Genomic DNA, 25792 nt, shown 5'->3' on the forward strand with positions numbered 1-25792 from the left:
GTCGCATGCGGCGCGGCTGGGGGCGCGGGTAGGTTCGGGGCGCCCCGCGATCCGTTCCCGCCGCGCCGCGGCGCCGCGTCTCCCACTCGACCATACGCAATCGTATGGTCGGGCGTACTCTGACGGCACAGGTCTTTCCTGCCGACGAGTACCGGAGGAGCACCGTATGCCGACGAAGACCGGCTGGACCCCGCTCGACATCCCCGACCAGAGCGGCCGCACCGCCGTGGTCACCGGCGCCAACAGCGGAATCGGGCTGGTCACGGCCCGCGAGCTCGCTCGCCGCGGAGCCCGGGTGATCCTCGCCTGCCGCAGCGAGACCCGGGGCCGGGAGGCCGAGGCTCTGATCCGGCGGCAGGTCCCCGGCGCCGAGGCCGAGTTCCGGCCGCTGGACCTGGCCGATCTCGCCTCGGTGCGGAGGTTCGCCGAGTCCTGCGAGACGGACACGCTGGACCTGCTCATCAACAACGCCGGCGTCATGGCCTTGCCGTACGGCACGACCGCCGACGGCTTCGAGACCCAGTTCGGGGTGAACCACCTGGGGCATTTCGCCCTCACCGGGCTGCTGCTCCCCAAGCTGCTGGACGCGCGGGACGCGCGCGTGGTGAGTGTGTCCAGCGGGATGCACGCACTCTCCGATGTCGACATGACGGATCTCAACAGCGAGCGCCGGTACCGCCGCTGGGTGGCCTACGGCCGGTCCAAGACGGCGAATCTGCTGTTCGTGCACGAGCTCGCGCGGCGGCTGAGGGCGACGGGCTCGGATGTCGTCGCCGCGGCCGCCCACCCGGGGTACGCGGCGACCAATCTGCAGACCGCGGGCGCGAAGATGGAGGGCCGCCGGACGGCGGAGCGGCTCGCCGAGTTCGCCAACCGGCTCATCGCCCAGCCCGCAGAGATGGGCGCGCTGCCGACGCTGTACGCCGCGACCGCGCCCGGTGTGCGACCCGATTCGTTCACCGGTCCCCGCATCCAGGGCCTGCGGGGCGCACCCGCCCGCTCCTGGCGGGCCAAGTGGACGCTGGACGATGCGACCGGCGAGCGGCTCTGGGCGGCGTCCGAGCAGCTCACCGGAGTGACGTACGAGCAGCTCAAGGTCTGAGGGACCGGTGACGACGGGGGATCTCACAGGCCGAGGGGCGTCGGACGCCGAGGACCCTCACAGGCCGGGGATCTCACGTCCGGGGATCTCACGTCCGGGGATCTCACGTCCGGGGATCTCACGTCCGGGGATCTCAGAGGCCGAGGCGTGTGGACCGCCCCCCGTGCGGCGGCCCACACGCCTGTCCCCCACCGGTCCGATGCCGGTCCCACGCCGGTCCGATGCCGGTCCCACGCCGGTCCTACTGTCCCTCCACGGCCTTCGGGTCCATCCAGACGACCTCCCAGATGTGGTGGTCCGGGTCCTGGAAGGAACGGCCGTACATGAAGCCGAGGTCCTGGGTCTCATTGGCCCGGGAACCCCCGGAGGCGAGCGCCGCGTCCACGAGTTCGTCGACCTTCTCCCTGCTCTCGGCACTGAGGGCGAGGAGCACCTCGGTGGTGGTGGCCGCGTCGGCGATGTCCTTCGTCGTGAACTCCTTGAACCGGGGTTCGGTGAGGAGCATCGCGAAGATGGTGTCCCCGAGCACCAGGCAGGCGGTGTTCTCGTCGGAGAACTGGGGGTTGAAGGAGTAGCCGAGTGCGCTCCAGAAGGCCTTCGACTTCTCGAGGTCCTTCACCGGCAGGTTCACGAAGATCATCTGGGTCATGGTCGTTCCGTTCTCTCGTGTCGCCATCGCACGTAGCACCTTGTGTGCACGCTACGGGGGGGTAGACGCCGGGGCTCACCGGAACTCATCGCTCTCCGGAAAATCTCCCTGCCCGGCGGTTCACCATCCTGGTCGGCCGCCCCCCGGAGAGACCGACCCACCGGCCAGGACCGGTGATACGAACGAGCCGTCAACCGCCCGTACACGAGGGCGGGTCCGGCCACCCGGGAGGCGGGCGGCCGTCGCGGCGCCCCCTGCCCGCGGACCGACGTTTCCGCTTCACCGCTCGTTGAAGCCAAGGCAACTCGGTGCTCCTAAGGTCCCTGGCGCGCGACCCCGCCCGCCGCCCGGCGTGGCGGGCCGGTCACGACCACCATGGAGTGACAGTGGAACGACGCAGCTTCCTGCGCGGAGCCGTCATCGGTACGTCCGCCGCCGCCTTCGGAGGCACCCTGTGGCAGGGCGCCGCCTCCGCGGCCCCCGCGCAGCCCGGCCCCGGCCCCTACGGGGCCCTCGGCGGGGCCGACGCGAACGGCATCCAGCTGCCCGCCGGCTTCACCAGCCGGGTGATCGCCAGGTCCGGGCAGCAGGTCGGCTCCACCTCGTACAGCTGGCACAGCGCACCGGACGGCGGCGCCTGCTTCGCCGACGGCAGCGGATGGATCTATGTGTCCAACTCGGAGATCGACCCGTCGGGCGGGGCGAGCGCGGTGCGGTTCTCCTCGGCCGGCGCGATCACCGGTGCCTACCGCATCCTCTCCGGCACCCGGCAGAACTGCGCGGGCGGCAGGACCCCCTGGAACACCTGGCTGTCCTGCGAGGAGGTCAGCCTCGGCTACGTCTACGAGACCGACCCGTGGGGTGTGAACGCCGCGGTGCGCCGGGCCGCCATGGGCCGGTTCAAGCACGAGGCGGCGGCGGCCGACCCGGTCCGCAAGGTCGTGTACCTGACCGAGGACGAGACCAACGGCTGCCTCTACCGCTTCGTCCCCACCACCTGGGGCAACCTGTCCTCCGGCACCCTCCAGGTGCTGGTCGCCAGCAGCGGCACCTCCGGCTCCTTCAGCTGGGCCAACGTCCCCGACCCCGACGGCTCGCCGACGGCGACCCGCAGCCAGGTGTCCGGGGCGAAGAAGTTCAACGGCGGCGAGGGCTGCCACTACGCCAACGACACCGTCTGGTTCACCACCAAGGGCGACAACCGCCTCTGGCAGCTCAATCTGACCAGCGGCACCTACGAACTGGCCTACGACGACTCGCTGGTCGTCGGCGGCGCCGCGCCCCTCACCGGCGTCGACAACGTCACCGGATCGTCCTCCGGCGATCTGTTCGTCGCGGAGGACGGCGGCAACATGGAGATCTGCCTCATCACCCCGGACGATGTCGTCGCGCCGTTCCTGCGGATCAACGGCCAGTCCGGGTCCGAGATCACCGGACCGGCCTTCTCGCCGGACGGGACGCGGCTGTACTTCTCCAGCCAGCGAGGTACGAGCGGAAGTTCGTCGGGCGGCATCACCTACGAAGTGACCGGGCCGTTCCGGGCATAGCCGCCGCGGGAGCCACGGGATCCCGCTGGACGCCGCCCCTGAGCAGGGCGGTGCCCAGCGGGGTCATCGAATGCAGCACGGCGTTGCCGTTGCGCAAGGTGACGACCAGACCCGCCTCTCTCAGCACACAGGCGTGCTGGCTCGCGGAAGCCAGCGACACCCCTGCCCTGCGGGCGAGTTCGCTCGTGGTGCAGCCGTTGCCTATGGACCGCAGCACGGCGGAGCGGGTGTGACCGACGAGCCGGCCGAGCGAGACCCGGTCCCGCTCGGTGTCGGCCGCGGCGGCAGCCGCCGTGTGGGTGACGGGATAGACCAGCACGGGAGGCAGGCCCGCGTCGCGCCGGACGACCGGCGCGCCGCGGCAGAAGTACGACGGCTGCAGCAGCAGTCCGCGCCCTTCCAGATGGACGTCCCGGTCGACGGGGTAGTCCGCCTCCAGCACCGGTGCGCTCCAGCGCAGCATCGGCGGCAGTGAGGCGAGCAGTTCGTCCGCGCCGCCGTCGAGGAGAGCCCTGCCGCGCGCCGCACGGTCGGCCTCGACGGTGGCCTGTATCTGGGACCAGTACGGCTCGACCGCGGCGCGGTGGTAGCTGCGCAGGGCGCCGATGAGCCGGGCCATGGGCTCCGCCTCGCCTTCGGCGAGCCCGGCGAGGCGGGCCGGCACCCCCGGCTGGGGGCGGTCGGCGGCCAGCAGGGCGAGCTCGGCACGCAGTCGCCGCGCCGGAGTCGCCCGCACCGCTTCCAGGCCCTCGTCGAGCCCCTCCAGCCCTTCGGGCGGGGTGAGGAAGTCCGGGAAATAGCCGCATGGCGGCACCAGGGCGGCCAGCAGCCGTGTTTCACCGTTCAACCGGGCCCGGGTTTCCGAGCGCCATTCCCCGTACACGGCGGCGCCCCGGCGGTCCCTCAGCCGGTGAAAACTCAGAATGGTCTCCCACAAAACATCCGGCCTGGCCGCCGTCCGTACCCTCGCAAGGTCCTCGCCGGTGAAATGGATACGCAGCACGGAACCCCCACTGTTGCATCCGCAATCGTCCCAGCCACTGAGTATGCACGCAATCACAGGCCGTCACCACGGAGTTTCAGCCACAGTTGAAACGCAGTGCGGAGAACCGCCGTGAACCGAAAAGCTGTACGACGTCGGACGCGAAACCTTCGGGTACCGAGGGGCGAGGTAAAGACCGTGGGGGGCTTTCCACGCTCGGCGGCGGTCGGCGGAGGTTGCGGCTCCGTGTCCGACATTGGTAATGGGGCGCGGCCGGTGGGTGGGGATCCGCCGTCCGCGCCCCGCCTGTTCTTTGCTCAACGAATGGCGGGAATCAAACTTCTGTTAATACTCGCTACTGGCCGGTCGTTCAACAGCGGCCCGCGCGCACCCTACGCGGCCGCGCACCGGCGCGGAAAGCAGGGACGGGCGGGACGGACACCTCCGCACAAGGTGCCTGTCCCGCCCGTCTCCCGGTGTGCCGGGGCCGCCGACGGGTCGGTGAGGGTATGAGGGTGAGCCACCGACGGCCCCGGAGTCATACGCGGCGCGGCCGGGAGAACGGCCGCGCGCGCATCACCCGCTCAGCGACGCCCGGTCAACGGCTGTCGCTGCCGGAGGACTGAGCCGCCGCGCGGCCGGCCTCCAGCCGGGCCACGGGGATCCGGAACGGCGAGCAGGAGACGTAGTCCAGGCCCACCTCGTGGAAGAAGTGCACCGACTCGGGGTCACCGCCGTGCTCGCCGCAGACGCCGAGCTTGAGGTCGGGACGGGTGGCCCGGCCGGCCGCCACGGCATTGCGCACGAGCGAGCCGACGCCGTCCTTGTCGATGGTCTCGAAGGGGCTGACGCCGAAGATGCCCTTCTCCAGGTACGCGGTGAAGAAGCTGGCCTCCACGTCGTCCCGGCTGAAGCCCCACACGGTCTGGGTGAGGTCGTTCGTACCGAAGGAGAAGAACTCGGCGGCCTCGGCGATCTGACCGGCGGTCAGCGCGGCGCGCGGCAGCTCGATCATGGTGCCGAGGGCCAGCTTGAGCTCGACGCCGGTGGCGGCCTCGACCTCCGCGATGACCTGCTCGGCCTCCTCGCGGACGATCTCCAGCTCCTGGACGGTGCCGACGAGCGGGATCATGATCTCGGCGCGCGGGTCGCCCTTGGCGTTCTTGCGCTCGGCCGCGGCCTCGGCGATCGCCCGTACCTGCATGGTGAACAGACCCGGGATGACCAGGCCGAGGCGGACACCGCGCAGACCCAGCATCGGGTTCTGCTCGTGGAGCCGGTGGACGGCCTGGAGCAGGCGCAGGTCGTTCTCGTTGTGGTCCTTGCGGGCCTCGGCGAGGGCGACGCGCACCGACAGCTCGGTGATGTCCGGCAGGAACTCGTGCAGCGGCGGGTCGAGCAGCCGCACGGTCACGGGCAGGCCGTCCATCGCCTCGAACAGCTCGATGAAGTCCTTCTTCTGGAGCGGCAGCAGGGCCTTGAGCGCGTCCTCGCGCTCCGCCTCGGTGTCGGCGAGGATCAGCTTCTCGACCATCTCGCGGCGCTCGCCGAGGAACATGTGCTCGGTGCGGCACAGTCCGATGCCCTGGGCGCCGAAACGGCGGGCGCGCAGCGCGTCCTCGGCGTTGTCGGCGTTGGCCCGTACTCGCAGCCGGCGTACCCGGTCCGCGTAGGCCATGATCCGGTGCACGGCCTGGACCAGCTCGTCGGCGTCGTCGGCGCCGGCGTGCATGCGGCCCTCGAAGTACTCGACGACCGGGGAGGGCACGACCGGCACCTCGCCGAGGTACACCTTGCCGGTGGAGCCGTCGATGGAGACGACGTCGCCCTCTTCGACGACCGTGCCGTTCACGGTCATCCGGCGGCGCTTGGTGTCGACCTCGAGCTCCTCGGCGCCGCAGACACAGGTCTTGCCCATGCCGCGGGCGACGACGGCCGCGTGCGAGGTCTTGCCGCCGCGCGAGGTCAGGATGCCCTCGGCCGCGATCATGCCGTCGAGGTCGTCCGGGTTGGTCTCACGGCGGATGAGGATGACCTTCTCGCCGGAGCGCGACCACTTGACGGCCGTGTAGGAGTCGAAGACGGCCTTGCCGACGGCCGCGCCCGGGGACGCGGCGATACCGCGGCCCAGCTTCTCGACCTTGGCGTTCTCGTCGAAGCGGGGGAACATCAGCTGCGCGAGCTGGGCGCCCGTGACGCGCTGGAGCGCCTCGGCCTCGTCGATGAGGCCCTGGTCGACGAGCTGGGTGGCGATACGGAAGGCGGCGCCGGCGGTGCGCTTGCCGACACGGGTCTGCAGCATCCACAGCTGGCCGCGCTCGATGGTGAACTCGATGTCGCACAGGTCCTTGTAGTGCGTCTCGAGGGTTTCCATGATCTGCATCAGCTGGTCGTACGACTTCTTGTCGATCGACTCGAGGTCGGCGAGCGGCACGGTGTTGCGGATACCCGCGACGACGTCCTCGCCCTGGGCGTTCTGCAGGTAGTCGCCGTAGACGCCCTGGTGGCCGGAGGCGGGGTCGCGGGTGAAGGCGACACCGGTGCCGGAGTCCGGGCCGAGGTTGCCGAAGACCATGGAGCAGACGTTGACGGCGGTGCCGAGGTCGCCGGGGATGCGCTCCTGGCGGCGGTAGAGCTTGGCGCGGTCGCCGTTCCAGGAGTCGAAGACGGCCTTGATGGCGAGATCCATCTGCTCGCGCGGGTCCTGCGGGAAGTCGCGGCCGGTCCCGGCCTTGACGATCTTCTTGAACTGCTTGACCAGCTTCTTCAGGTCGGCGGCGTCGAGGTCGGTGTCGACGGTGACCTTCTTGGCGGCCTTGGCCTCGTCGAGGGCGTCCTCGAACAGCTCGCCGTCGACACCGAGGACGGTCTTGCCGAACATCTGGATGAGGCGGCGGTACGAGTCCCAGGCGAAGCGGTCGTCGCCGGCCTGCTTGGCCAGGCCCTCGACGGACTTGTCGGAGAGGCCGATGTTGAGGACGGTGTCCATCATTCCGGGCATGGAGAACTTGGCGCCGGAGCGTACGGATACCAGCAGCGGGTCGTCGGCCTGGCCGAGCTTCTTGCCCATCTTCTGCTCGAGGGCGTCAAGGTGCGCACTCACCTCGTCACGCAGTGCCGCGGGCTCCTCGCCGCTGTCGAGGTAGACCTTGCAGGCCTCGGTGGTGATGGTGAAGCCCGGGGGGACGGGCAGACCGAGGTTGGTCATCTCGGCGAGGTTCGCACCCTTGCCACCAAGGAGGTCCTTGAGGTCCTTGTTGCCCTCGGTGAAGTCGTAGACGAACTTCTGATCTTTGTTTTCCGACACGGGTCTCGACTCCTCGAGGACTCGGTGGCTGCCCTGACGGCGAGGAACATACCCAGATCGAAGGTGCTTGGGTACGTGCACTTGCCCGTCGTTCGGCCTTAACCACCCGTCCGCCACCAGATCGCAGGTTGCCGAAGTGTTAACGCCCCGGCCATGTCTTCTTCACCCCTCGAAGGTCGCTTGACCCAAAGCAGGGGATCCATGCTCGTATGAGCGCCACTCAGGGCATTTGAGTTCAACTCTTGAAGACAAGAAGGGTGGCACTGAGTGCCACCCTTCTAAAGGTGCAGCCGACTTCCGAGTGCTCATCTGAGCGCTACCCTTATCAAGGGTGGCGAGAATCACGCCGCCCACAGAGGCCTGATTCCGGCATGCGGACCCTCCAGGACATGCTCGCCCGCCCTCGACCGCGCCCGGCGCGGGCCCCCGCGGAACCGGCAGCCGGCACCCCGGCCGCGGGTGTGCCAGCAGGTCCGCGTCCGGCAGCCCGGCCGGTCCGGCCAGGTCAGCCCCCTGACGTGTCCAGCTCCGCATCCTCGCTCACACCTGCGCAGTCGTACGGGTCCTTGAGCCAGCCGTCCGGCAACACGACCCGGTTGTTGCCCGACGTACGCCCGCGGGGCCCGTCGGCGCCCGTGGGCCAGGGCTGGTCCAGCTCCAGCGCGCTCAGCTGAGCGCGCAGCTCGTCCAGGGACGACGTCACCGCGAGCTTCTTGCGCATCTCCGAACCGACCGCGAAGCCCTTGAGGTACCACGCGACGTGCTTTCGGAAGTCGATTACCCCGCGGGACTCGTCTCCGATCCACTCACCCAGCAACCGGGCATGGCGCACCATGACGTCCGCGACCTCGCGCAGCGTGGGCCGCGCGTACTGCCCCGTCCCCTCGAAGGCGGCCACCAGATCGCCGAACAGCCAGGGCCTGCCGAGGCAGCCGCGGCCCACGACCACACCGTCACAGCCGGTCTCGCGCATCATCCGCAGGGCGTCGTCCGCCGACCAGATGTCCCCGTTGCCGAGCACCGGGATCTCCGGGACGTGCTCCTTCAGCCGGGCGATGGCGTCCCAGTCCGCGGTGCCGCCGTAGTGCTGCGCCGCCGTCCTCCCGTGCAGCGCGATGGCCGTGACGCCCTCCTCGACCGCGATCCGGCCCGCGTCCAGGTAGGTGATGTGGTCGTCGTCGATGCCCTTGCGCATCTTCATGGTCACCGGCAGGTCACCGGCGTTGCCCACGGCCTCGCCCAGGATCGCCCGCAGCAGGTTCCGCTTGTAGGGGAGCGCCGAGCCGCCGCCCTTGCGGGTCACCTTGGGAACAGGGCAGCCGAAGTTCAGGTCGATGTGGTCGGCCAGGTCCTCGTCCACGATCATGCGCACGGCCTTGCCGACGGTGACCGGGTCCACCCCGTACAGCTGGATCGAGCGCGGGGTCTCGGTCTCGTCGAAGTGGATGAGCTGCATCGTCTTCTCGTTGCGCTCGACCAGCGCCCGCGTCGTGATCATCTCGCTCACGAAGAGACCCTTGCCGCCCGAGAACTCACGGCAGAGCGTGCGGAACGGGGCGTTGGTGATACCGGCCATGGGGGCGAGCACCACGGGGGGCTGCACGGCGTGGGGTCCGATCGCGAGGGCGGGATGCGCGGAAGGTGCGTCGGACGGCGCGGGCAGCGTGGCGGACTGGACGAGCGAGGTCATTCGCCCATTGTCGCGCACTGTCAAGTTCATTAGTTAGGCATACTATGCACTTATGCCCGTGTCGACCATCATGCCGAGCCCCCGGCGGCGGCTTCTGATCCTGGCGATCTGCTGTATGAGCCTGCTGATCGTCAGCCTTGACGCCACCGTCCTCAATGTCGCCCTGCCCTCGATCCGCGAGGACCTGGGGGCGAGCGTGTCGGGCCTGCAGTGGACGATCGACGCATACACCCTCGTCCTCGCCTCCCTGCTGGTGCTGGCGGGGTCCACCGCCGACCGCATCGGCCGCCGCAAGGTCTTCATGACCGGGCTCGTCCTCTTCACCCTCGGCTCGGCACTCTGCTCCCTCGCACCCGACCTGCCCTCGCTCGTGGGGTTCCGCATGATCCAGGCGGTGGGCGGCTCGATGCTCAACCCGGTCGCGATGTCGATCATCACGAACACCTTCACCGATCCGCGCGAACGCGCCCGTGCCATCGGGGCCTGGGCGGGTGTCGTCGGCATCTCGATGGCCGCGGGCCCGGTCATCGGCGGACTGCTCGTCGAAACGGTCGGCTGGCGTTCGATCTTCTGGCTCAACGTCCCGGTCGGCCTCACCGCCCTCCTCCTCACCTGGCGCTACATCCCCGAGTCCCGCGCACCCAAGCCGCGCAGGCCCGACCCGGTCGGCCAGCTCCTTGTCATCGCGCTCCTCGGCTCGGTCACGTACGCGATCATCGAGGCGCCGGGCGAGGGTGCGGCCGTGCTGCCGTTCGCCGGGATCGCCGTGGCCGCCCTGGCCGGACTGCTGCTTTACGAGCCCCGGCGCGACGAGCCCCTCATCGACCTGCGCTTCTTCCGCTCGGCACCGTTCAGCGGCGCGACGGTCATCGCCATCAGCTCTTTCGCCGCGCTGAGCGGCTTCCTGTTCCTCAACACCCTCTATCTGCAGGGTCTGCGAGGTCTCTCCCCGCTGAACGCCGGGCTGTACATGCTCCCGATGGCCGGTCTCACCTTCCTGTGCGCCCCGCTCTCGGGACGGCTCGTCGCCTCCCGCGGGCCACGGCTGCCGCTGGCCGTCGCCGGAGTCACGATGGCGGCGAGCGGACTGCTGTTCGCCGGCTTCGACGCCCAGTCGAGCACGCCTCTGCTCTTCACCGGCTATGTCCTGTTCGGCCTCGGCTTCGGCATGGTCAACGCCCCCATCACCAACACCGCGGTCTCCGGGATGCCCCGCTCCCAGGCTGGCGTCGCCGCCGCCATCGCCTCCACCAGCCGCCAGACCGGCGCCACTCTCGGAGTCGCCGTCATCGGCTCGGTCCTGGCTGCCGGTACCAGCGGCGCCGCCCAGACCACGGGCTTCCTCGACGCGAGCCGGTCCGCCTGGTGGATCATCATGGGCTGCGGCCTGTCGGTGCTCGTCGTGGGCCTGGCGACCAGCGGCCACTGGGCACGCGAGACGGCGAGGCGGACGGCGGAGCGGCTGGAGCGCACGAAGGCGCCGGTGCCGGCGCAGAGCGGGTCCTGAGCGCCCCCGGCTTCCGGAAGAGCGCCCCCGGCGCCGGCCAGCATAACTACGCTACGCATTCAGATGATCACGTGTGGCTGTTGGCCCGCGACGAGGGGAAGGCGCATCATGACTCTGATGCTTGAGCGACCGCAGACGATAGAGGTTCCCCGCGGCCCGGCGCCCTTCCAGGCGCTGTGCCGGACCTTGCTGAGCATGGAAGTGCCCGACGGCTACCGGGCAGAGATCGTCGGGGGAAACATCGTCATGTCGCCGTGGTCCAAAGGCTTCTATCTGCCCATCATGCGCTCCGTCCGCTCGCAGCTGGAACCGCATGCACGCAAGGACCACCTGGTCGACCACGCACCGTTCCTGTTCACATTCCCCGGCGAGGAGCGGGCGTACGGCCCCGATCTGTACGCCGCCGCGGCATCCGCCTTCCAGACGGATGCGCGACACATCGACGGCGAGGCCCTTTCCTTCGTCTGCGAGCTGACGTCCTCCTCCACCCGGCTCGTGGACTGGCAGGACAAGGTGCCCGTCTACGGCCGGGCAGGGGTGCCGGTGTATCTCCTGCTCGACCTGCAGGAGGCGACCGCCTCGGTGTTCTGGAACCCCTCCGCGAAGGGCTATCTGGCGCGCACCACGGTCCCGTTCGGGGGCAAGCTCGAGATTCCCGACCCCTTCGGCTGCGCGCTCGACACCTCGGATTTCACCATCCCGTCCAGGGCGAACGAGGGCTGAGATCAACCGCGGGACGGCGCCGCTGCGGGCTGCTCGGCGTCCCGTCCCGCACGGCTCGCTGCGGCCGGGGAAACGCAGGTGGGTCCGGATCACCTGAAGTGGTCCGGACCCACCTGCTTCCTGCTTTCGGTTGCCGGTTACGGCCTGGCGTCAGCCCTGCGTATCGGCGCCGCCTTCGGCGGCCGGCTGCGGTTGTCCGGTCTCGTCCGCCTGCTTGCCCTGCGCGCGCTCGCGCATCTTGCGCAGCAGTTCCTGCTTCTGGTCGGCGGCCGCCCGCTGCCCGGCGTTACGCGCCGGGCCGTTTCCGTGCTGGTCGGCGCGGGACAGCTTCTTGCGCTGTCCGCCCACGCCGAGGAGGTTGTTGCGGCTCTTGGCCACGGGATTCTCCCGTCCTGGTGAGAAGTGGTCCGGTTGTCGGCCAGGGAGTGTCTTGAGGATCAGGCCAGGTGGGGGCGGGAGCGAGCCCGCCGCACTCTCACTCGTAGATCCGGAAGAAGGAAGACATAGCGCGAAGGTACCCAGAGGGGATACGGCCGGGCATCTGGTTTTCCCGGTGTGTCGGGGGCCGGGTGCACACACGAACGAGGGATGACGGATGACAGATATTGAAATCTGTCATCCGTCATGCCACAGTCGTTGTACAGCCGACTGCCTCATCCCCTCACCTCGAAGGCATCCCTCATGACCTCTCCCACCACGCCCCACACTCCCCGCTCCATCCCCACCCGCACCCTCGGCGCCACCGGTCTCCGGGTCTCCGCGATCGGCCTCGGCGCCATGGGCATGTCCGCCCTGTACGGAGACGCCGACCGCGCCGAGTCCATCGCGACGATCCACGCCGCGCTCGACGCGGGAGTCACGCTCATCGACACAGGCGACTTCTACGGAATGGGCCACAACGAGCTGCTGATCAACGAGGCGCTGAGTTCCGCCTCCGCCACCTCCCGCGAGCAGGCGCTCATCAGCGTGAAGTTCGGGGCGCTGCGCGACCCCGACGGCGGCTGGTCCGGCTACGACGGCCGGCCCGCCGCCGTGAAGAACTTCGCGGCCTACTCCCTGCAGCGCCTCGGCACCGATCACATCGACATCTACCGGATCGCGAGGGTCGATCCCGACGTCCCCATCGAGGAGACGGTCGGTGCCATCGCCGAGCTGGTCGACGCCGGATACGTACGGCACATCGGTCTGTCCGAGGTCGGTGCACAGACCCTGCGCCGCGCGGCCTCCGTCGCTCCGATCTCCGATCTCCAGATCGAGTACTCACTGATCTCGCGCGGTATCGAGGCGGAGATCCTGCCCGCCGCCCGTGAGCTGGGTATCGGCATCACTGCCTACGGCGTGCTGTCCCGGGGTCTGATCAGCGGCCACTTCACCGGCGACCGTTCGCTCGCCCCGAACGACTTCCGTGGGATGAGTCCGCGTTTCCAGGGCGGGAATCTGACGCACAACCTCGCGCTGGTCGAGCAACTCCGCGCCGTCGCCGAGCAGAAGGGAGCCTCGGTCGCCCAGCTCGCGATCGCCTGGGTGCTGTCGCGGGGCGAGGACATCGTCCCGCTCGTGGGCGCCCGTCGCCGCGAGCGGCTCTCCGAGGCCCTTGGCTCGCTCGATGTCGGACTCAGCGCCGAGGACGTGGACACGATCGAGCGGGCCGTGCCCGCGGACGCGGCGGCGGGGGCCCGCTACCCGGAGGCGCAGATGGCGCATCTGGACAGCGAGCTCGGCGGGCGTTGAGTGCCGTGATCAGCAGGCCTGCGGGTACCGTCGGTGCCATGCCGACCACCGAGACCCTTACCGCCGAGCGCATCCTCGAGGCCACCGAGGAGGTGCTGCGCCGCTACGGCCCGGCGAAGGCGACGGTCGTCGACGTGGCACGGCTGCTCGGTGTGAGCCATGGGAGCGTGTACCGGCACTTCCGTACCAAGGCGGCGCTGCGCGAGGCGGTCACGGCGCGCTGGCTCGGCAGGACCGAGGCGCTGCTGTCGGAGATCACCGAGGCGCCGGCGCGTTCGGCCGATGAGAAGCTGCGTGCCTGGCTGGCCGGTCTCTTCGAGGCGAAGCGCCACAAGGCGGGCGACGATCCCGAACTCTTCGCCACCTACAGCGTGCTGATCACCGAGGCGAGCAATGTGGTGGACGAGCATCTGGTGGTCCTGGTCAGCCAGCTGACGCGGATCATCGAAGAAGGCGTGCGTCGTGGCGAGTTCGAGGCCGCGGATCCGATCGCGGCGGCGCAGGCGGTGTTCGACGCGACGGACCGTTTCCATGATCCGGTGCATGCGCCGGAGTGGCTGAGGCCGTCGGTCGACGACGAATTCCGCGCGGTGTGCGAGCTGTTGATGCGGGGCCTTCGGGCCTGAATAGTGGGCGCCCCTGAGTGGTGCGCCCCCGAGTGGTGGCCCCCGAGCGCGGCGGGCCCAAGTGGTGCAGCCCGAGTGGTGCAGCCCGAGTGGTGTGCGCGGGGGTCAGGCCGGCCCGCTGCCGGCCCTGGGATCGACGGTCGCCTGATGCGCCTCCGCGAGGTGTTCCTCCGCTTTCAGCCACGGCAGGAACTGGGCGCCTTTGCGCCAGCCGCAGGTGTCGCAGGTGAGTATGCGCTGGATGCCCGACTTCTTGACGTGCACGACGTGTTCGCGGCCGTGCTGATCCCATCTGCTGACCTTGCTGGTGGTCATGGACGGCATCGGTCCTCCCGGTGACGAGTGCGCGCCCAGTGTGCAGCAGGACCAACATCAACAGCACTACCCCGTGACGCTGTTGTCCCGGGCGTTGCCGTGTTGCGGCTCAACCGCCATCTTCCGGGGAGCGCGAAGGCCGGCCGGGTCCATGGACCCGGCCGGCCTTTTCGCTTCGGCGTTGTGCCGTCAGGCGCCGATGAGGCGGGTGGCGAGGTAGCCCTGGATCTGGTCCAGGGAGACGCGCTCCTGCTTCATCGAGTCGCGCTCGCGGACGGTCACGGCGTTGTCGTCGAGGGTGTCGAAGTCGACGGTGACGCAGAACGGGGTACCGATCTCGTCCTGGCGGCGGTAGCGGCGGCCGATGGCACCGGCGTCGTCGAACTCGATGTTCCAGTTCTGCCGGAGGTCGGCGGCGAGGCCCTTGGCCTTCGGGGAGAGCTGCGGGTTGCGCGACAGGGGCAGGACCGCGACCTTCACCGGGGCGAGGCGGTGGTCGAGGCGCAGCACGGTGCGCTTCTCCATGACGCCCTTGGCGTTGGGGGCCTCGTCCTCGTTGTAGCCGTCGAGGAGGAAGGCCAGCATGGTGCGGCCGACACCGGCGGCGGGCTCGATGACATACGGCGTCCAGCGCTCGCCGGCCTCCTGGTCGAAGTACGACAGGTCGGTGCCGGAGGCCTTGGAGTGGGCGTTCAGGTCGTAGTCGGTGCGGTTGGCGACGCCCTCGAGCTCGCCCCACTCGCTGCCGCCGAACTGGAAGCGGTACTCGATGTCGGCGGTGCGCTTGGAGTAGTGGGAGAGCTTCTCCTTGGGGTGCTCGTACCAGCGCATGTTCTCCTCACGGAGACCCAGGCCGGTGTACCAGTTCCAGCGCTGCTCCATCCAGTACTCGTGCCACTTCTCGTCCTCGCCGGGCTTGACGAAGAACTCCATCTCCATCTGCTCGAACTCGCGGGTGCGGAAGATGAAGTTGCCCGGCGTGATCTCGTTGCGGAAGGACTTGCCGAGCTGGGCGATGCCGAAGGGCGGCTTGCGGCGGGAGGTCTGCTGGACCTGGGCGAAGTTGGTGAAGATGCCCTGAGCGGTCTCGGGGCGCAGGTAGGCGATGGAGCCGGAGTCCTGGGTGGGGCCGAGGTGGGTGGAGAGCAGACCCGAGAACTGCTTGGGCTCGGTGAACTGGCCCTTGTTGCCGCAGTTGGGGCAGTTGATGTCGGCCAGGCCGTTCGCGGGGGCGTGGCCGTGCTTCTCCTCGTACGCCTCTTCCAGGTGGTCGGCGCGGTAGCGCTTGTGGCAGGAGGTGCACTCGGTGAGCGGGTCGGAGAAGGTGGCGACGTGGCCGGAGGCCTCCCAGACCTCGCTCGCCAGGATCACCGAGGAGTCGATGCCCACGACGTCCTCGCGCGAGGTGACCATGTAGCGCCACCAATGGCGCTTGATGTTTTCCTTGAGCTCGGTGCCCAGCGGTCCGTAGTCCCAGGCGGCGCGCTGTCCGCCGTAGATCTCGCTGCAGGGGTAGACAAAGCCACGGCGCTTGCTCAGGTTGACGATCGTGTCGATCTTGTCGGCGGCCACGGTGCTCTCTTCATTACGACGACGGGTTGGACTGGCGCTGGGGGCGGCGCGTAGCGCCGGGTGGGCGAGTGCTTCAGATTACCGGCGGCCGCACCCCCCGGATCAAATCGGTGCAGGGCGTGAGCGGCTCCCGTCCTTTGTTGACAATCGTTTCCACTCTTGTTGAAAATGACTGTCATGAACGTACGACGCCTCATATCCGCCGGCGCTGTCGCAGGAGCGACCACGCTGTCGCTCGTCGCCCTGTCCGCCTGCTCGGGAGCACCGGGCGCCGCGGCCGAGAACGCAGACGGCAGACTGGATGTGGTGGCGTCCTTCTATCCCCTGCAGTATCTCGCCGAGCAGATCGGCGGGGAACACGTCGCGGTCACCACTCTCACCAAGCCGGGCGTCGAGCCGCATGACCTGGAGCTGAAGCCCAGGCAGGCCTCCGAGCTCCGCCGGGCCGGGTACATCCTCTACCTCAAGGGCGTCCAGCCCGCCGTCGACGACGCCATCGCGCAGGCGGGCGTCAAGAACACCGTCGACGCGGGCACGCTGACCGAGCTCGAAGCGCACGGCACCACGGCCGGCGGCGATCACGACCACGGCCATGGGCACGGAGGCGAGGAGCACGGCCACGAGTCCGGGGGCGGCAAGGACCCGCACGTCTGGCTCGACCCGGTGAAGTACGCGGAAATGGCCCGGGGCGTCGGCAAGTCTCTGGAGAAGGCCGACCCGGACCACGCCGCCGCCTACAAGAAGAACACGGACACACTGGTCGCGAAGCTCAACTCCCTGAACACCCGGTTCGCGGACGCTCTGAAGCACACCCGCACCAGGACCTTCATCACCACCCACGCCGCCTTCGGCTACCTCGCCGAGCGCTACAACCTGGAGCAGCAGGGCATCGCGGGCCTCGACCCCGAGTCCGAGCCGAGCCCGGCCCGTATCAGGGAGCTCCAGGACGTGGCGAAGCAGGACAAGGTCACCACCGTCTTCTTCGAGACGCTGGCCAGCGACCGGACCGCGAAGACCCTCGCCGAGGACGCCGGGCTGAAGACGGACGTACTGGATCCGCTGGAGGGAATCACGGACCGGTCCAAGGGCGATGACTACATGGGCGTCATGGAGTCCAACCTCGCCGCGCTGCGCAAGGCGCTCGGCACGCAATGACGGAAAGCTCGGCAGCATCGGAGGCGCAGGTCATGGAGAGTCGGCCCACGAAGGCCCGGGCCACGGCACCGGTCCGGGAAGCGGGTGCCGCCGGGGTACGGCCCGCGGGGGAGCGGACGGACGCCGCGGAGCCCGTCATATCCGTCCGCGGCGCCAGGGCCGTGCTCGGCTCGCGTCCCGTGCTGCGCGGGGTCGACCTCAGCGTGCGCAGCGGGGAGGTCGTCGCGCTGCTCGGCGCCAACGGCTCGGGCAAGTCGACGGCCGTCCGGTCCCTGATCGGGCAGGTGCCGCTCACCGAGGGCTCGGTCTCGCTCTTCGGCACTGAGCTGCGCCGCTTCCGTGACTGGCGGCGGGTCGGCTACGTGCCGCAGCGCACCACCGCGACGAGCGGCGTCCCGGCGACCGTGCGCGAGGTGGTGTCCTCGGGCCGGTTGTCGCACACGAAGCTGAGGTGGCCGTCCCGGGCCGACCGGGCGGCGGTCGAGCGGGCGATCGAGCTCGTCGGGCTCGCCGACCGGGCGAAGGACGCGGTGAGCGCCCTGTCCGGGGGCCAGCACCAGCGGGTACTGATCGCCCGTGCGCTCGCGGCCGACCCCGAACTGCTGATCATGGACGAGCCGATGGCCGGAGTGGACCTGGCCAGCCAGGAGATCCTGGCCGGGACGCTGCGCGAGCAGGTCGCCGCCGGCACGACGGTGCTGCTGGTGCTCCACGAGCTGGGACCGCTGGAGCCTCTGATCGACCGAGCGGTGGTGCTGCGCGACGGCTGCGTCGTCCATGACGGTCCGCCGCCGAAGGCCGTGGGCCAGCATGCGCTGCCCGGCCACGACCACGTACATCCGCACGCGGCCGACGAGCCGCTCCGCACGGGACTGCTGACCTGATCATGGAATTCCTCCAGGACCCCTTCATGCAGCGGGCGCTGCTGGCGGCCGTGCTGGTCGGCGTCATCGCGCCGGCAGTCGGTATCCATCTGGTGCAGCGCCGCCAGGCGCTCATGGGCGACGGCATCGGCCATGTCGCGCTGACCGGTGTCGGTCTCGGCTTCCTGCTGTCGACGAATCCGGTGTGGATGGCGACGCTGGTCGCGGTCGTCGGTTCGGTCGCGATGGAGCTGATCCGGGCCTACGGGCGCACCCGCGGCGACATCGCGCTCGCGATGCTGTTCTACGGCGGTATGGCGGGCGGTGTGATGCTGATGAACCTCAGCGACACCGGTTCGAACGCCAATCTCACCTCCTACCTCTTCGGCTCGCTGTCCACGGTCTCCGACGAGGACCTCACGGCGATCTGCCTGCTGGCGGCCTTTGTGCTGCTGGTGACGGTGGGGCTGCGGCGGCAGCTGTTCGCGATCAGCCAGGACGAGGAGTTCGCCCGGGTCACGGGCCTGCCGGTGCGGGCCCTGAATCTGCTGGTGGCGGTGACGGCGGCGGTCACGGTCACCGTGGCGATGCGCGTCGTCGGCCTGCTGCTGGTGAGTGCCCTGATGGTGGTGCCGGTGGCGGCTGCGCAGCAGATCACCCGCTCCTTCAGGGTGACGTTCGCGTTGTCGGTGGCGATCGGCATCGCCGTGACGCTGGCGGGTACGGTCACCACGTACTACCAGGACGTGCCGCCGGGTGCGACGATCGTGTTGCTGGCGATCGCGGTCTTCGTCGTGCTCACCGTGCTGGCGGCGCCGTTGGCACGGCGGCGGGCGAAGGCGGTCGACGCGGCCGGGGAGCAGTGTGCAGCGGGCACCGCGGTCACGCCCCGCCCGGCCGACGACGTGAGGGTCTGATCCCGGGCCTGGCAGAATGGCCCGTCCGAGGAGCGGGCGGATCGAAGGAGGCACCTGTGGCGACGGCTGGACCCCCCGTACGCGGCCGGTCGACCCGGCAGCGGGCCGCGGTGGCGGCGGCACTCGACGAGGTGGACGAATTCCGCAGCGCGCAGGATCTGCACGACATGCTCAAGCACCGCGGCGACTCGGTCGGCCTGACCACGGTCTACCGGACGCTGCAGTCCCTCGCCGAGGCGGGCGAGGTGGATGTGCTGCGCACCAACGAGGGCGAGGCGGTCTACCGGCGCTGTGCCTCCGGGGAGCACCACCACCATCTGGTGTGCCGGGTGTGCGGCAAGGCTGTCGAGGTCGAAGGCCCTGCGGTCGAGCAGTGGGCGGAGACGATCGCGGCGCAGCACGGTTATGTGAATGTGGCGCACACGGTGGAGATCTTCGGTACGTGCGCGGAGTGCGCCAAGTCCGCTGACGGGGGCGGGGCTTAGGGGGCTTCTGACGGATCTCCGCGGCGTCGCGACGCCCGGCACGCCCCCACGGCCCTACGGCGTGGGAGGTCCCCCCCTCGCCGTACCGGCCGAAAGCCCAAGTACGTCCCGTACGAGGGGTACCTGGCGAGGCTGGTCCGGGACCTGGAGCTGTCCCCGGCGCCGCTCGTCGACCGGTTGCACGGGGACGAGGAAGCGAGCGCGCGGGCCTGCGAGGTGCTGGAACTGCTGGCGCTGGCCGGGTCGGAGGAGGCCAGGGAAGGGCTCCGCAGGTACATCGGGGCCGGGACTCACTGGGTCGGCGTTCTGGAGTCGGTCGCTGCCCGTTGGCCGGCCGAGTGGTGGGACGACCTCGGGGACGTCGCACGCGCCCGGATCGGCTCGCAAGCGGAGCTTCCGTGGTTCGGCGAGCCGTGGACCCGATTCGGGATCGAGGTGCAGGCGCGCCCGTGCGCTGCGCGGCAGCCGCTGGGCCCGCTCGGCGAAGACGAGCTCCTCGCCCTGCTGACCGACCGCTCCACCGACGACGCGACGAAGGTCGACGCATTGCGTGCGCTGAACCGCAGGGAGCCTGTGGAGGGACTGATCCCGCTGGTCCCCTCGCTCGGCACCGCGGACGGACGCCGGCCTCTGCCCGCGCTCACTTTGGCAGTTGAGCGCCTCGGCACCCTTGCGGTACCGGCGGCGCGGGTCTGGGCACAGGACGAGCGCCCGTGGCTGGCCAGGCTGGGAGCGGAGATCCTGGCCGACCACCCTGGCCCCGAGGCCATCCCGGAACTCGTGGAGGAACTGGCCCGGCAGTGGGCTTCGCGGGCCTGGTGCGGGCCCGACCGGACGGCGCGGCGTGCGGCCCGGTTCGCCGCCGACGCCGCCGGGGCGGTGCCGTATCTGCGGCGCTTTTGGCTGTACACCCCGCATTCGTACGAGCGGGCCGCATACGTGGAGGCGCTCGACGCCATCGACCCGGACGGCCTGGACTACACGTACACCGAGTCCCTGCGGGACTGCGAGGAGACGGCTCGGCTGCTGGGGATCGCCTCGGCACCCGCCGTTCCGGAGGTCCTGGAGCGGATCGCGGTGCTGCGCGACGACCCGATGGAAACGCCCGAGGTAGGAGCCGCGGCCGGGTCACGGCTGGCATCCACCACCGCGGTCTGAGCCCGCCCCGGTCGCGCCGGGGTCGCCGGGCAGGGCTCAGACGGTCGCGCCGAGGTCGTGCGCGTAGTGCTCGATGGCCCGCCGGTACCGTCAGAAGCCCCCTAATCCACCTTGGGGCCGTCGATGAAGCGGCGCTCGGAGTCGTACGGCCAGGCGTTGATCTTGCAGCCGTTGAGGCCCTTGATCTGCTGCATCATCGCGGGTGCCAGGCTTCCCGACCCGGGACATCCCCGGTGCCCGTAGCCCAGCCGGTGCCCGACCTCGTGGTTGACGATCAGTGCGTGGTACATCGCGGGCTTCCCGCGGTACGCGTCGGACAGCAGCAGCCAGCGCTTGAGGTTCACCACCACCTCCGTGCCTCCGCTGCAGTTGACCTCGCCCCCGGTGTCGAGGTTGTACTTCGCGCAGATTTCGTCGGTGCGGTCCGGTGAGGCGAGCTTCACCACGAAGTCGTACGGGGGCTGGTCGACGCGCTTGAAGGAGACCTTGCCGCCGGCCGTCCAGCCGCGCCGGTCGGCGAGTACGCCGTCGACCTCCTTGGCGAAGGCTTTCGGGTCCTGGCCGAGGCCGCCCTCGACCTCCACGCCGTAGCGAAACAGCTTGCCGGTGCCGACGTTGCCGGTGCCGACGGCGGATGTGGTGCCCTTCACCACGCTGAACTGCCCGTCGCCGCGCTTGCGTACGGTCTGCTCGTCCTTGGAGTCCTCTTCCCCGGAGTCCTGTTGGCGCCCGGACTGCCCGTCGGCCCCGGGTTTCGGGTCCGGCTCGACCGGGGCCCCCGTGGATGATGCGCCGTCGGCCTCCTGCACCCCGGACCTCGCCCCGCCTGTGATGTCCTTTTTCTCGTCCCCTCCGGACACCAGGAAGTAACCGCCGCCTGCGACGGCGACCAGCGCGGCCGCACAGAGTGAGGTGCGCGGGAGGTTCAGCCCGCGTTTGCTGCGGCGTCGTCTTTGGTGCTGCTTTCGGCGCTGCCCGCTCGGCATGGGTCGCTCCTTGCAGGTAGGACAAGATCGGTGCGAAGCGTTGTGCCAGGGCTTTTCGTTGGGATCAGGCCGCTCACTGATCCGGCCTGATCCCAACGAAAAGCCCTACTCCTGAACTACACACTCCGGAGCGTGAAATGGATGTGAGGATCTACGCTCACCTCGCACTTACACCGCTCACACCGTGGTCACATCCGGGTACGCGAGGGCAGTGTGACGCACACCACGAGCCCACCGCCCTTGCGTGGTGCTGCGGTCACATCGCCGTGGTGTGTCTGGGCCACGGCGCGCACGATCGACAGCCCGAGGCCGCTGCCCCGGGCCGAGCCCACCCGGTCGGAGAGCCTGCGAAACGGTTCGAAGAGGACGGGAATCTCGTGCGAGGAGATCTGGGCACCGGTGTTGCCGACGACGACCTGCGCCCCGCGGGCGTCGCTGCGGGTCTCCACCCTCAGCCTGCCACCGGGGGTGTTGTGGCGGACCGCGTTCTCGACGAGGTTGCGTACGAGTTGCTCGAGCAGGATCGGATCGCCCGTGGCGGGCGCGGTGCGCAGGTGTGTCTCGATGCGTATGCGCCCGCGGTCGGCCTCGCCCTGGACGACGTCGACGACGTCGGCGGCGATCTCCGCCAGGTCGACGGACACCCGCTCGGTCAGTGCCTCTTCGGCGCGTGCCAGGGTCAGCAGGGCGTCGATGAGCCGCTCGTGGCGGGCGTTGACGGCGAGGAGGTTCTCGCCGAGCTGGCGGATCTCAGGCGGGGCGTCCTTCCGGTTCATGGCCACTTCGACCAGGGTGCGGTTGATGACCAGTGGGGTCTTCAGCTCGTGCGCGGCGTTGGCGATGAAGCGTTCCTGCCCGGCGAACGCGGCGTCGAGGCGGTCGAGCATGCTGTCGAACGAGTCCGCGAGCCGCTTCACCTCCCCCGATGCGCCGACGAGGTCGATGCGCCGGTGCAGGGTCCGGCCTGCGATGCGCTCGGCCGTGGAGGCGATCTGTGCGAGGGGGCGCAGCAGCCGGCCGGCGACGAGCCAGCCGAGGGTGGTGGCGACGAGCCCCACGACGAGGACGGTGAGACCGCCCTTGGTCAGCAGGTTCGTCCGCATCGTGTCGATGATGATCTGCTTGGTGGTGCGGTCGATGTCGGGGTAGGGGCTGAGGGATTCCGGCAGGACCAGGTCGAGGCTGTAGCGCATGCTGTTCTGCACCAGGATGGTGGCGCCGATGAGCACGGCCGCGGCGGCGACGAAGAACATCAGGCCGAACACGGCGGTCAGGCGCAGCCGGAGGGTGCCGCGCGGGCCGGGCACCGTCCGGGTGTCCACCGCGAGACCTTCCGACGTGGACCCGTGATCGGACGCTCCGGGATCAGGGGTCCCGTGATCAGGGACCCCTTCATCGGGGGTACCGGCGTGGGCGCCGGCGGGCGCGTGGGCGCCGGTGGGGGTGCCGCCGCCGGGGGTGCTGCCCGCGCTCATCGGATCCGGTACCCGACACCGGTGACGGTCTCCACGATCTGCGGCTCGCCGAGTTTGCGGCGCAGGGCGCGCATGGTCACACGGACGATGGTCGTGAACGGGTCGATGTTCTCGTCCCACACCCGTTCCAGCAGCATCTCCGCCGACACCGGTGCGCCCTGGGCCTTCAGCAGCTCCTCCAGTACGGCGAACTCCTTCCGGGACAGGGCGACATGGCGCCCCTCCCGGTAGGTCTCGCGCAGATGGGGATCGAGCCGGATGCCGGAGCGCTCCAGGACCGGCGGTGTCGCCACCCTGGCCCGGCGCCCGAGCGCCCTGATACGTGCGACGAGTTCGGCGAACGCGAAGGGTTTGGCGAGGTAGTCGTCGGCGCCGAGGCTGAGTCCGGCCACCTTCTCCGCGACGGTGGTCGACACGGTGAGCATCAGGATCCGCACCTCCGCCCCGGAGGCGGCGGTACGGGCGCACACCACGTCGCCGTGCACCTTCGGCAGATCCCGGTCCAGGACCATCACGTCGTACGTGTGGACGGCGAGCCGCTCGAGAGCGGCCTCACCGTCGTGGACGACGTCGACGGCGAACGCCTCCTGACGCAGCCCTTCGGCTATCGCATCGGCGAGCATCTCCTCGTCGTCGACAACAAGAACACGCATCCACCCCACCCCACTGACCAGGCGCGATCGCTTACCGAGACCGGCACCTTGCGCAGGGGAGCCGGGCCACCGGGCCCACTCGGACGCGACCCCGGCGCCCTTCTAGAGGCTCTGGCGCTCCTCTGCGTTCCCGCTCGGCTTCTTCTCCAGGGCGAGGAGTTCCTCGTTGGGGACCGCACCACCGAAACGCCGGTCCCGGGATGCGTACTCCAGGCAGGCTCGCCACAGGTCGCGGCGGTCGAAGTCGGGCCACAGCACGTCCTGGAAGACCATCTCGGCGTAGCTGCTCTGCCAGATCAGATAGTTGGAGGTGCGCTGCTCACCGCTCGGGCGCAGGAACAGGTCGACGTCCGGCATATCCGGGTAGTACAGGTATTTCTGGACGGTCTTCTCGCTGACCTTCGTCGGGTCGAGCTTCCCCGCGGCCACGTCTTCGGCGATCTTCCGTGCGGCGTCGGCGATCTCGGCCCGGCCGCCGTAGTTGACGCAGAAGTAGAGCGTCATGGCGTCGTTGGTCTTGGTCTGCTCCTGGGCGACCTGGAGCTCCTGGACGACCGACTTCCACATCTTGGGCATCCGGCCGACCCAGCGGATGCGGATGCCGAGTTCGTCCATCTCGTCGCGGCGGCGGCGGATCACATCGCGGTTGAAGTTCATCAGGAAGCGGACCTCTTCGGGGGTGCGCTTCCAGTTCTCGGTGGAGAAGGCGTAGAGGGAGAGGTTCTTGACGCCCATCTCCAGGCAGCCCTTGAGGACGTCGAGGACGACGCCTTCGCCGACCTTGTGCCCCTCGGTGCGCGGCAGGCCGCGCTCCTTGGCCCAGCGGCCGTTGCCGTCCATGACACAGGCGATGTGGTTCGGCACCAGCTCGGCCGGGATCTTCGGCGGACGTACCCCGGAGGGGTGCGGCTCGGGGACCTTGTACTCGCGGCGGGAACGTCCCAGGATTCCGCGTCGTGCCATGGGGGTCACACTCACTTCTTCTCGACGAACTTCTCTACGTACCGCAGCGAGCGCAGCCCGCGCTCCAGGTGCCAGTGCAGATAGGCGGAGACCAGTCCGCTCGCCTCTCTGACGTGACGGGCCTCACAGGCGTCAGCCGTGTCCCAGTCACCGGTCAGCAACGCGCTGAGCAGCCCGATGGCCTCAGCAGAGGGTACGACGCTGCCGGGTACCCGGCAGTCGGCGCATATCACTCCGCCCGACGCGAGGGAGAAGAAGCGGTTGGGCCCGGGCAGGCCGCATCTCGCGCAGTCCCCGAAGCTGGGCGCGTAGCCGTTGACGGCGAGGGAGCGCAGCAGGAACGCGTCGAGGACGAGGTTCGGCGCGTGCTCGCCGCGGGAGAGGGTGCGCAGTCCTCCGACGAGCAGCAGATACTGCTGGACCGCGGGCTCGCCCTCGTGGTCGGTGAACCGTTCCGCCGTCTCCAACATTGCGGTACCGGAGGTGTAGCGGGCGTAGTCGGTGACGATGCCGCTACCGTACGGAGCGATCGTCTCGCTCTGGGTACACAGGGGCAGGCCACGGCCCACGAGATCGCTGCCGCGTGCGAAGAACTGCACGTCGACATGGGAGAACGGCTCGAGGCGCGCCCCGAACTTCGACTTGGTCCTGCGGACCCCGCGGGCGACGGCCCGGACACGGCCGTGGCCGCGGGTGAGGAGCGTGATGATGCGGTCCGCTTCGCCCAGCTTCTGGGTGCGCAGCACGATGCCGTCGTCGCGGAACAGGGTCATGGGGCCATTCTTCCGCACCGGGAAGGCGCGGGAGTCGCCGCGGGGGCGGAGATCAGGCGTTCCACCATTCGTCGGTGCCGCATCCGACCTCGTAGTGCCACCAGCCCTCCTCTCGCCCCTGCACCAGGAGTGCCTTGATCCCGGCGAAGTCTGCACCGGCCGGCACGGTGAAGGCCACCATGGGGAAGTCCTCGCCGAAGACCTCGCCTCCGAGCCCGAATGCCGAGAACCGCCGGTGCACCGCCTGAGGACTGCGCCCCAGGGGGCCGGTGGGCACGGGCATGACGCGGATCGTGCAGTTACCGGAGGAACGCACCCTGCCGACCGCCCAGCGGAGCCCGTCGGGTCCGACCCGGTAGCGGACCACGTCCCCCTCGGCCACCCCGTCCTGCAGGAAGGGGGCGTTCTCCACGACGGCCGTGCCATCACCGAGATCCACCGCCCACAGACCCTCGGTGTCCTGCGGGAACCACCCTTCGCGTGGGACGAAGCGGAACCAGATCTTGATCCTGTCGACGGCGTTCTCCATGAGGCGCATCATGCATCGGCCTGGTGAACACACACCGCACCGGCCGGGCCCCGGTCGACCGGCACTGCCACACCACGCCTGCCG

General features: G+C 69.7%; 24 protein-coding genes. 11 read left to right on the forward strand and 13 right to left on the reverse strand.

Going from position 1 to position 25792, the window contains the following annotated elements; all coding sequences use genetic code 11:
• The first annotated feature begins 166 nt into the window (after positions 1-166).
• Positions 167-1102, forward strand: a complete 936-nt coding sequence (locus tag ACTWOL_RS12200) for an oxidoreductase (protein ID WP_474296673.1) — start codon at positions 167-169, stop codon at positions 1100-1102.
• Positions 1103-1343: 241 nt separating this feature from the next.
• On the opposite strand, the gene ACTWOL_RS12205 is transcribed toward ACTWOL_RS12200, so the two are convergent.
• Positions 1344-1751 carry a VOC family protein gene (locus ACTWOL_RS12205; protein ID WP_474296674.1) on the reverse strand — a complete coding sequence of 136 codons (408 nt, stop codon included), beginning with the start codon at positions 1749-1751 and terminating at the stop codon, positions 1344-1346.
• A gap of 386 nt (positions 1752-2137) precedes the next feature.
• On the opposite strand from ACTWOL_RS12205, the gene ACTWOL_RS12210 reads away from it, so the two are divergent.
• Positions 2138-3298, forward strand: a complete 1161-nt coding sequence (locus ACTWOL_RS12210) for a PhoX family protein (RefSeq protein ID WP_474296675.1) — start codon at positions 2138-2140, stop codon at positions 3296-3298.
• Here the strand turns inward: ACTWOL_RS12210 and ACTWOL_RS12215 are convergent.
• The 3 genes from ACTWOL_RS12215 to dusB all read right to left on the reverse strand — a co-directional run bounded on the left by ACTWOL_RS12215 (position 3264) and on the right by dusB (position 9277).
• Entirely contained in the window at positions 3264-4145 is an 882-nt protein-coding gene (locus tag ACTWOL_RS12215; RefSeq protein WP_474296676.1) for an ArsR/SmtB family transcription factor, read from the reverse strand. The two genes, ACTWOL_RS12210 and ACTWOL_RS12215, sit on opposite strands and share 35 nt — an antisense overlap.
• A gap of 733 nt (positions 4146-4878) precedes the next feature.
• Positions 4879-7587 carry a pyruvate, phosphate dikinase gene (ppdK, locus tag ACTWOL_RS12220; RefSeq protein ID WP_474296677.1) on the reverse strand — a complete coding sequence of 903 codons (2709 nt, stop codon included), beginning with the start codon at positions 7585-7587 and terminating at the stop codon, positions 4879-4881.
• A 505-nt stretch (positions 7588-8092) separates the two neighbouring features.
• Positions 8093-9277 (reverse strand): tRNA dihydrouridine synthase DusB, encoded by a 1185-nt coding sequence (gene dusB / locus ACTWOL_RS12225; protein WP_474296678.1) that lies wholly within the window; start codon positions 9275-9277, stop codon positions 8093-8095.
• Positions 9278-9329: 52 nt separating this feature from the next.
• Here dusB and ACTWOL_RS12230 point away from each other — a divergent pair, with 52 nt between their 5' ends.
• Positions 9330-10784, forward strand: coding sequence for an MFS transporter (locus ACTWOL_RS12230; RefSeq protein ID WP_474296679.1), 1455 nt, complete (start codon positions 9330-9332; stop codon positions 10782-10784).
• A gap of 108 nt (positions 10785-10892) precedes the next feature.
• Positions 10893-11507 carry a Uma2 family endonuclease gene (locus ACTWOL_RS12235; RefSeq protein WP_474296680.1) on the forward strand — a complete coding sequence of 205 codons (615 nt, stop codon included), beginning with the start codon at positions 10893-10895 and terminating at the stop codon, positions 11505-11507.
• A 150-nt stretch (positions 11508-11657) separates the two neighbouring features.
• On the opposite strand, the gene ACTWOL_RS12240 is transcribed toward ACTWOL_RS12235, so the two are convergent.
• A complete protein-coding gene (locus ACTWOL_RS12240; protein ID WP_474296681.1) occupies positions 11658-11885 on the reverse strand; it encodes a DUF6243 family protein in 228 nt (75 codons plus the stop codon).
• A 303-nt stretch (positions 11886-12188) separates the two neighbouring features.
• On the opposite strand from ACTWOL_RS12240, the gene ACTWOL_RS12245 reads away from it, so the two are divergent.
• On the forward strand, positions 12189-13238 hold the full coding sequence (locus tag ACTWOL_RS12245; RefSeq protein WP_474296682.1) for an aldo/keto reductase: 1050 nt from the start codon (positions 12189-12191) through the stop codon (positions 13236-13238).
• A gap of 38 nt (positions 13239-13276) precedes the next feature.
• Positions 13277-13864, forward strand: coding sequence for a TetR/AcrR family transcriptional regulator (locus ACTWOL_RS12250; RefSeq protein ID WP_474296683.1), 588 nt, complete (start codon positions 13277-13279; stop codon positions 13862-13864).
• A 105-nt stretch (positions 13865-13969) separates the two neighbouring features.
• On the opposite strand, the gene ACTWOL_RS12255 is transcribed toward ACTWOL_RS12250, so the two are convergent.
• Complete coding sequence (locus tag ACTWOL_RS12255) at positions 13970-14179, reverse strand: hypothetical protein (protein ID WP_474296684.1); 210 nt, start codon at positions 14177-14179, stop codon at positions 13970-13972.
• Positions 14180-14368: 189 nt separating this feature from the next.
• Positions 14369-15751, reverse strand: a complete 1383-nt coding sequence (locus ACTWOL_RS12260; protein WP_474296685.1) for a glycine--tRNA ligase — start codon at positions 15749-15751, stop codon at positions 14369-14371.
• Positions 15752-15928: 177 nt separating this feature from the next.
• On the opposite strand from ACTWOL_RS12260, the gene ACTWOL_RS12265 reads away from it, so the two are divergent.
• From ACTWOL_RS12265 to ACTWOL_RS12285, 5 genes are all read left to right on the forward strand, one after another.
• Positions 15929-16906 (forward strand): metal ABC transporter substrate-binding protein, encoded by a 978-nt coding sequence (locus ACTWOL_RS12265; RefSeq protein WP_474296686.1) that lies wholly within the window; start codon positions 15929-15931, stop codon positions 16904-16906.
• A 32-nt stretch (positions 16907-16938) separates the two neighbouring features.
• Complete coding sequence (locus ACTWOL_RS12270) at positions 16939-17790, forward strand: metal ABC transporter ATP-binding protein (RefSeq protein ID WP_474296687.1); 852 nt, start codon at positions 16939-16941, stop codon at positions 17788-17790.
• A 2-nt stretch (positions 17791-17792) separates the two neighbouring features.
• The gene (locus ACTWOL_RS12275) at positions 17793-18686 is read left to right on the forward strand and encodes a metal ABC transporter permease (protein ID WP_474296688.1); all 894 of its coding nucleotides are present in this window, start codon (positions 17793-17795) and stop codon (positions 18684-18686) included.
• 56 nt (positions 18687-18742) lie between these two features.
• Positions 18743-19171 (forward strand): Fur family transcriptional regulator, encoded by a 429-nt coding sequence (locus tag ACTWOL_RS12280; RefSeq protein ID WP_474296689.1) that lies wholly within the window; start codon positions 18743-18745, stop codon positions 19169-19171.
• Between the two features lie 177 nt (positions 19172-19348).
• Positions 19349-20329 carry a hypothetical protein gene (locus ACTWOL_RS12285; RefSeq protein ID WP_474296690.1) on the forward strand — a complete coding sequence of 327 codons (981 nt, stop codon included), beginning with the start codon at positions 19349-19351 and terminating at the stop codon, positions 20327-20329.
• 101 nt (positions 20330-20430) lie between these two features.
• Here ACTWOL_RS12285 and ACTWOL_RS12290 read toward each other — a convergent pair whose 3' ends face one another.
• The 6 genes from ACTWOL_RS12290 to ACTWOL_RS12315 all read right to left on the reverse strand — a co-directional run bounded on the left by ACTWOL_RS12290 (position 20431) and on the right by ACTWOL_RS12315 (position 25708).
• The gene (locus ACTWOL_RS12290; RefSeq protein ID WP_474296691.1) at positions 20431-21315 is read right to left on the reverse strand and encodes a DUF3152 domain-containing protein; all 885 of its coding nucleotides are present in this window, start codon (positions 21313-21315) and stop codon (positions 20431-20433) included.
• 188 nt (positions 21316-21503) lie between these two features.
• Positions 21504-22637: a sensor histidine kinase gene (locus tag ACTWOL_RS12295; protein ID WP_474296692.1), complete on the reverse strand. Its 1134-nt coding sequence runs from the start codon at positions 22635-22637 to the stop codon at positions 21504-21506.
• A gap of 149 nt (positions 22638-22786) precedes the next feature.
• A complete protein-coding gene (locus ACTWOL_RS12300) occupies positions 22787-23443 on the reverse strand; it encodes a response regulator transcription factor (protein WP_474296693.1) in 657 nt (218 codons plus the stop codon).
• A gap of 102 nt (positions 23444-23545) precedes the next feature.
• The gene (locus ACTWOL_RS12305; RefSeq protein ID WP_474296694.1) at positions 23546-24406 is read right to left on the reverse strand and encodes an isoprenyl transferase; all 861 of its coding nucleotides are present in this window, start codon (positions 24404-24406) and stop codon (positions 23546-23548) included.
• An 11-nt stretch (positions 24407-24417) separates the two neighbouring features.
• Positions 24418-25179, reverse strand: a complete 762-nt coding sequence (recO, locus tag ACTWOL_RS12310; RefSeq protein WP_474296695.1) for a DNA repair protein RecO — start codon at positions 25177-25179, stop codon at positions 24418-24420.
• 52 nt (positions 25180-25231) lie between these two features.
• Positions 25232-25708, reverse strand: a complete 477-nt coding sequence (locus ACTWOL_RS12315) for a DUF4265 domain-containing protein (protein WP_474296696.1) — start codon at positions 25706-25708, stop codon at positions 25232-25234.
• Positions 25709-25792: the final 84 nt, after the last annotated feature.

The organism is Micromonospora sp. IBHARD003 (genome assembly GCF_056106285.1).

Excerpts from the sequence above, each read along its gene's own strand:
- ACTWOL_RS12315 (WP_474296696.1), bottom strand. The coding sequence starts at position 25,708 with ATGGAGAACGCCGTCGACAGGATCAAGATCTGGTTCCGCTTCGTCCCA.
- ACTWOL_RS12290 (WP_474296691.1), bottom strand. The coding sequence starts at position 21,315 with ATGCCGAGCGGGCAGCGCCGAAAGCAGCACCAAAGACGACGCCGCAGC.
- ACTWOL_RS12305 (WP_474296694.1), bottom strand. The coding sequence starts at position 24,406 with ATGGCACGACGCGGAATCCTGGGACGTTCCCGCCGCGAGTACAAGGTC.
- ACTWOL_RS12270 (WP_474296687.1), top strand. The coding sequence starts at position 16,939 with ATGGAGAGTCGGCCCACGAAGGCCCGGGCCACGGCACCGGTCCGGGAA.
- ACTWOL_RS12230 (WP_474296679.1), top strand. The coding sequence starts at position 9,330 with ATGCCCGTGTCGACCATCATGCCGAGCCCCCGGCGGCGGCTTCTGATC.
- ACTWOL_RS12200 (WP_474296673.1), top strand. The coding sequence starts at position 167 with ATGCCGACGAAGACCGGCTGGACCCCGCTCGACATCCCCGACCAGAGC.
- ACTWOL_RS12300 (WP_474296693.1), bottom strand. The coding sequence starts at position 23,443 with ATGCGTGTTCTTGTTGTCGACGACGAGGAGATGCTCGCCGATGCGATA.
- ACTWOL_RS12245 (WP_474296682.1), top strand. The coding sequence starts at position 12,189 with ATGACCTCTCCCACCACGCCCCACACTCCCCGCTCCATCCCCACCCGC.
- ACTWOL_RS12205 (WP_474296674.1), bottom strand. The coding sequence starts at position 1,751 with ATGACCCAGATGATCTTCGTGAACCTGCCGGTGAAGGACCTCGAGAAG.
- ACTWOL_RS12235 (WP_474296680.1), top strand. The coding sequence starts at position 10,893 with ATGACTCTGATGCTTGAGCGACCGCAGACGATAGAGGTTCCCCGCGGC.
- dusB (WP_474296678.1), bottom strand. The coding sequence starts at position 9,277 with ATGACCTCGCTCGTCCAGTCCGCCACGCTGCCCGCGCCGTCCGACGCA.
- recO (WP_474296695.1), bottom strand. The coding sequence starts at position 25,179 with ATGACCCTGTTCCGCGACGACGGCATCGTGCTGCGCACCCAGAAGCTG.
- ACTWOL_RS12255 (WP_474296684.1), bottom strand. The coding sequence starts at position 14,179 with ATGACCACCAGCAAGGTCAGCAGATGGGATCAGCACGGCCGCGAACAC.
- ACTWOL_RS12265 (WP_474296686.1), top strand. The coding sequence starts at position 15,929 with ATGAACGTACGACGCCTCATATCCGCCGGCGCTGTCGCAGGAGCGACC.
- ACTWOL_RS12275 (WP_474296688.1), top strand. The coding sequence starts at position 17,793 with ATGGAATTCCTCCAGGACCCCTTCATGCAGCGGGCGCTGCTGGCGGCC.
- ACTWOL_RS12250 (WP_474296683.1), top strand. The coding sequence starts at position 13,277 with ATGCCGACCACCGAGACCCTTACCGCCGAGCGCATCCTCGAGGCCACC.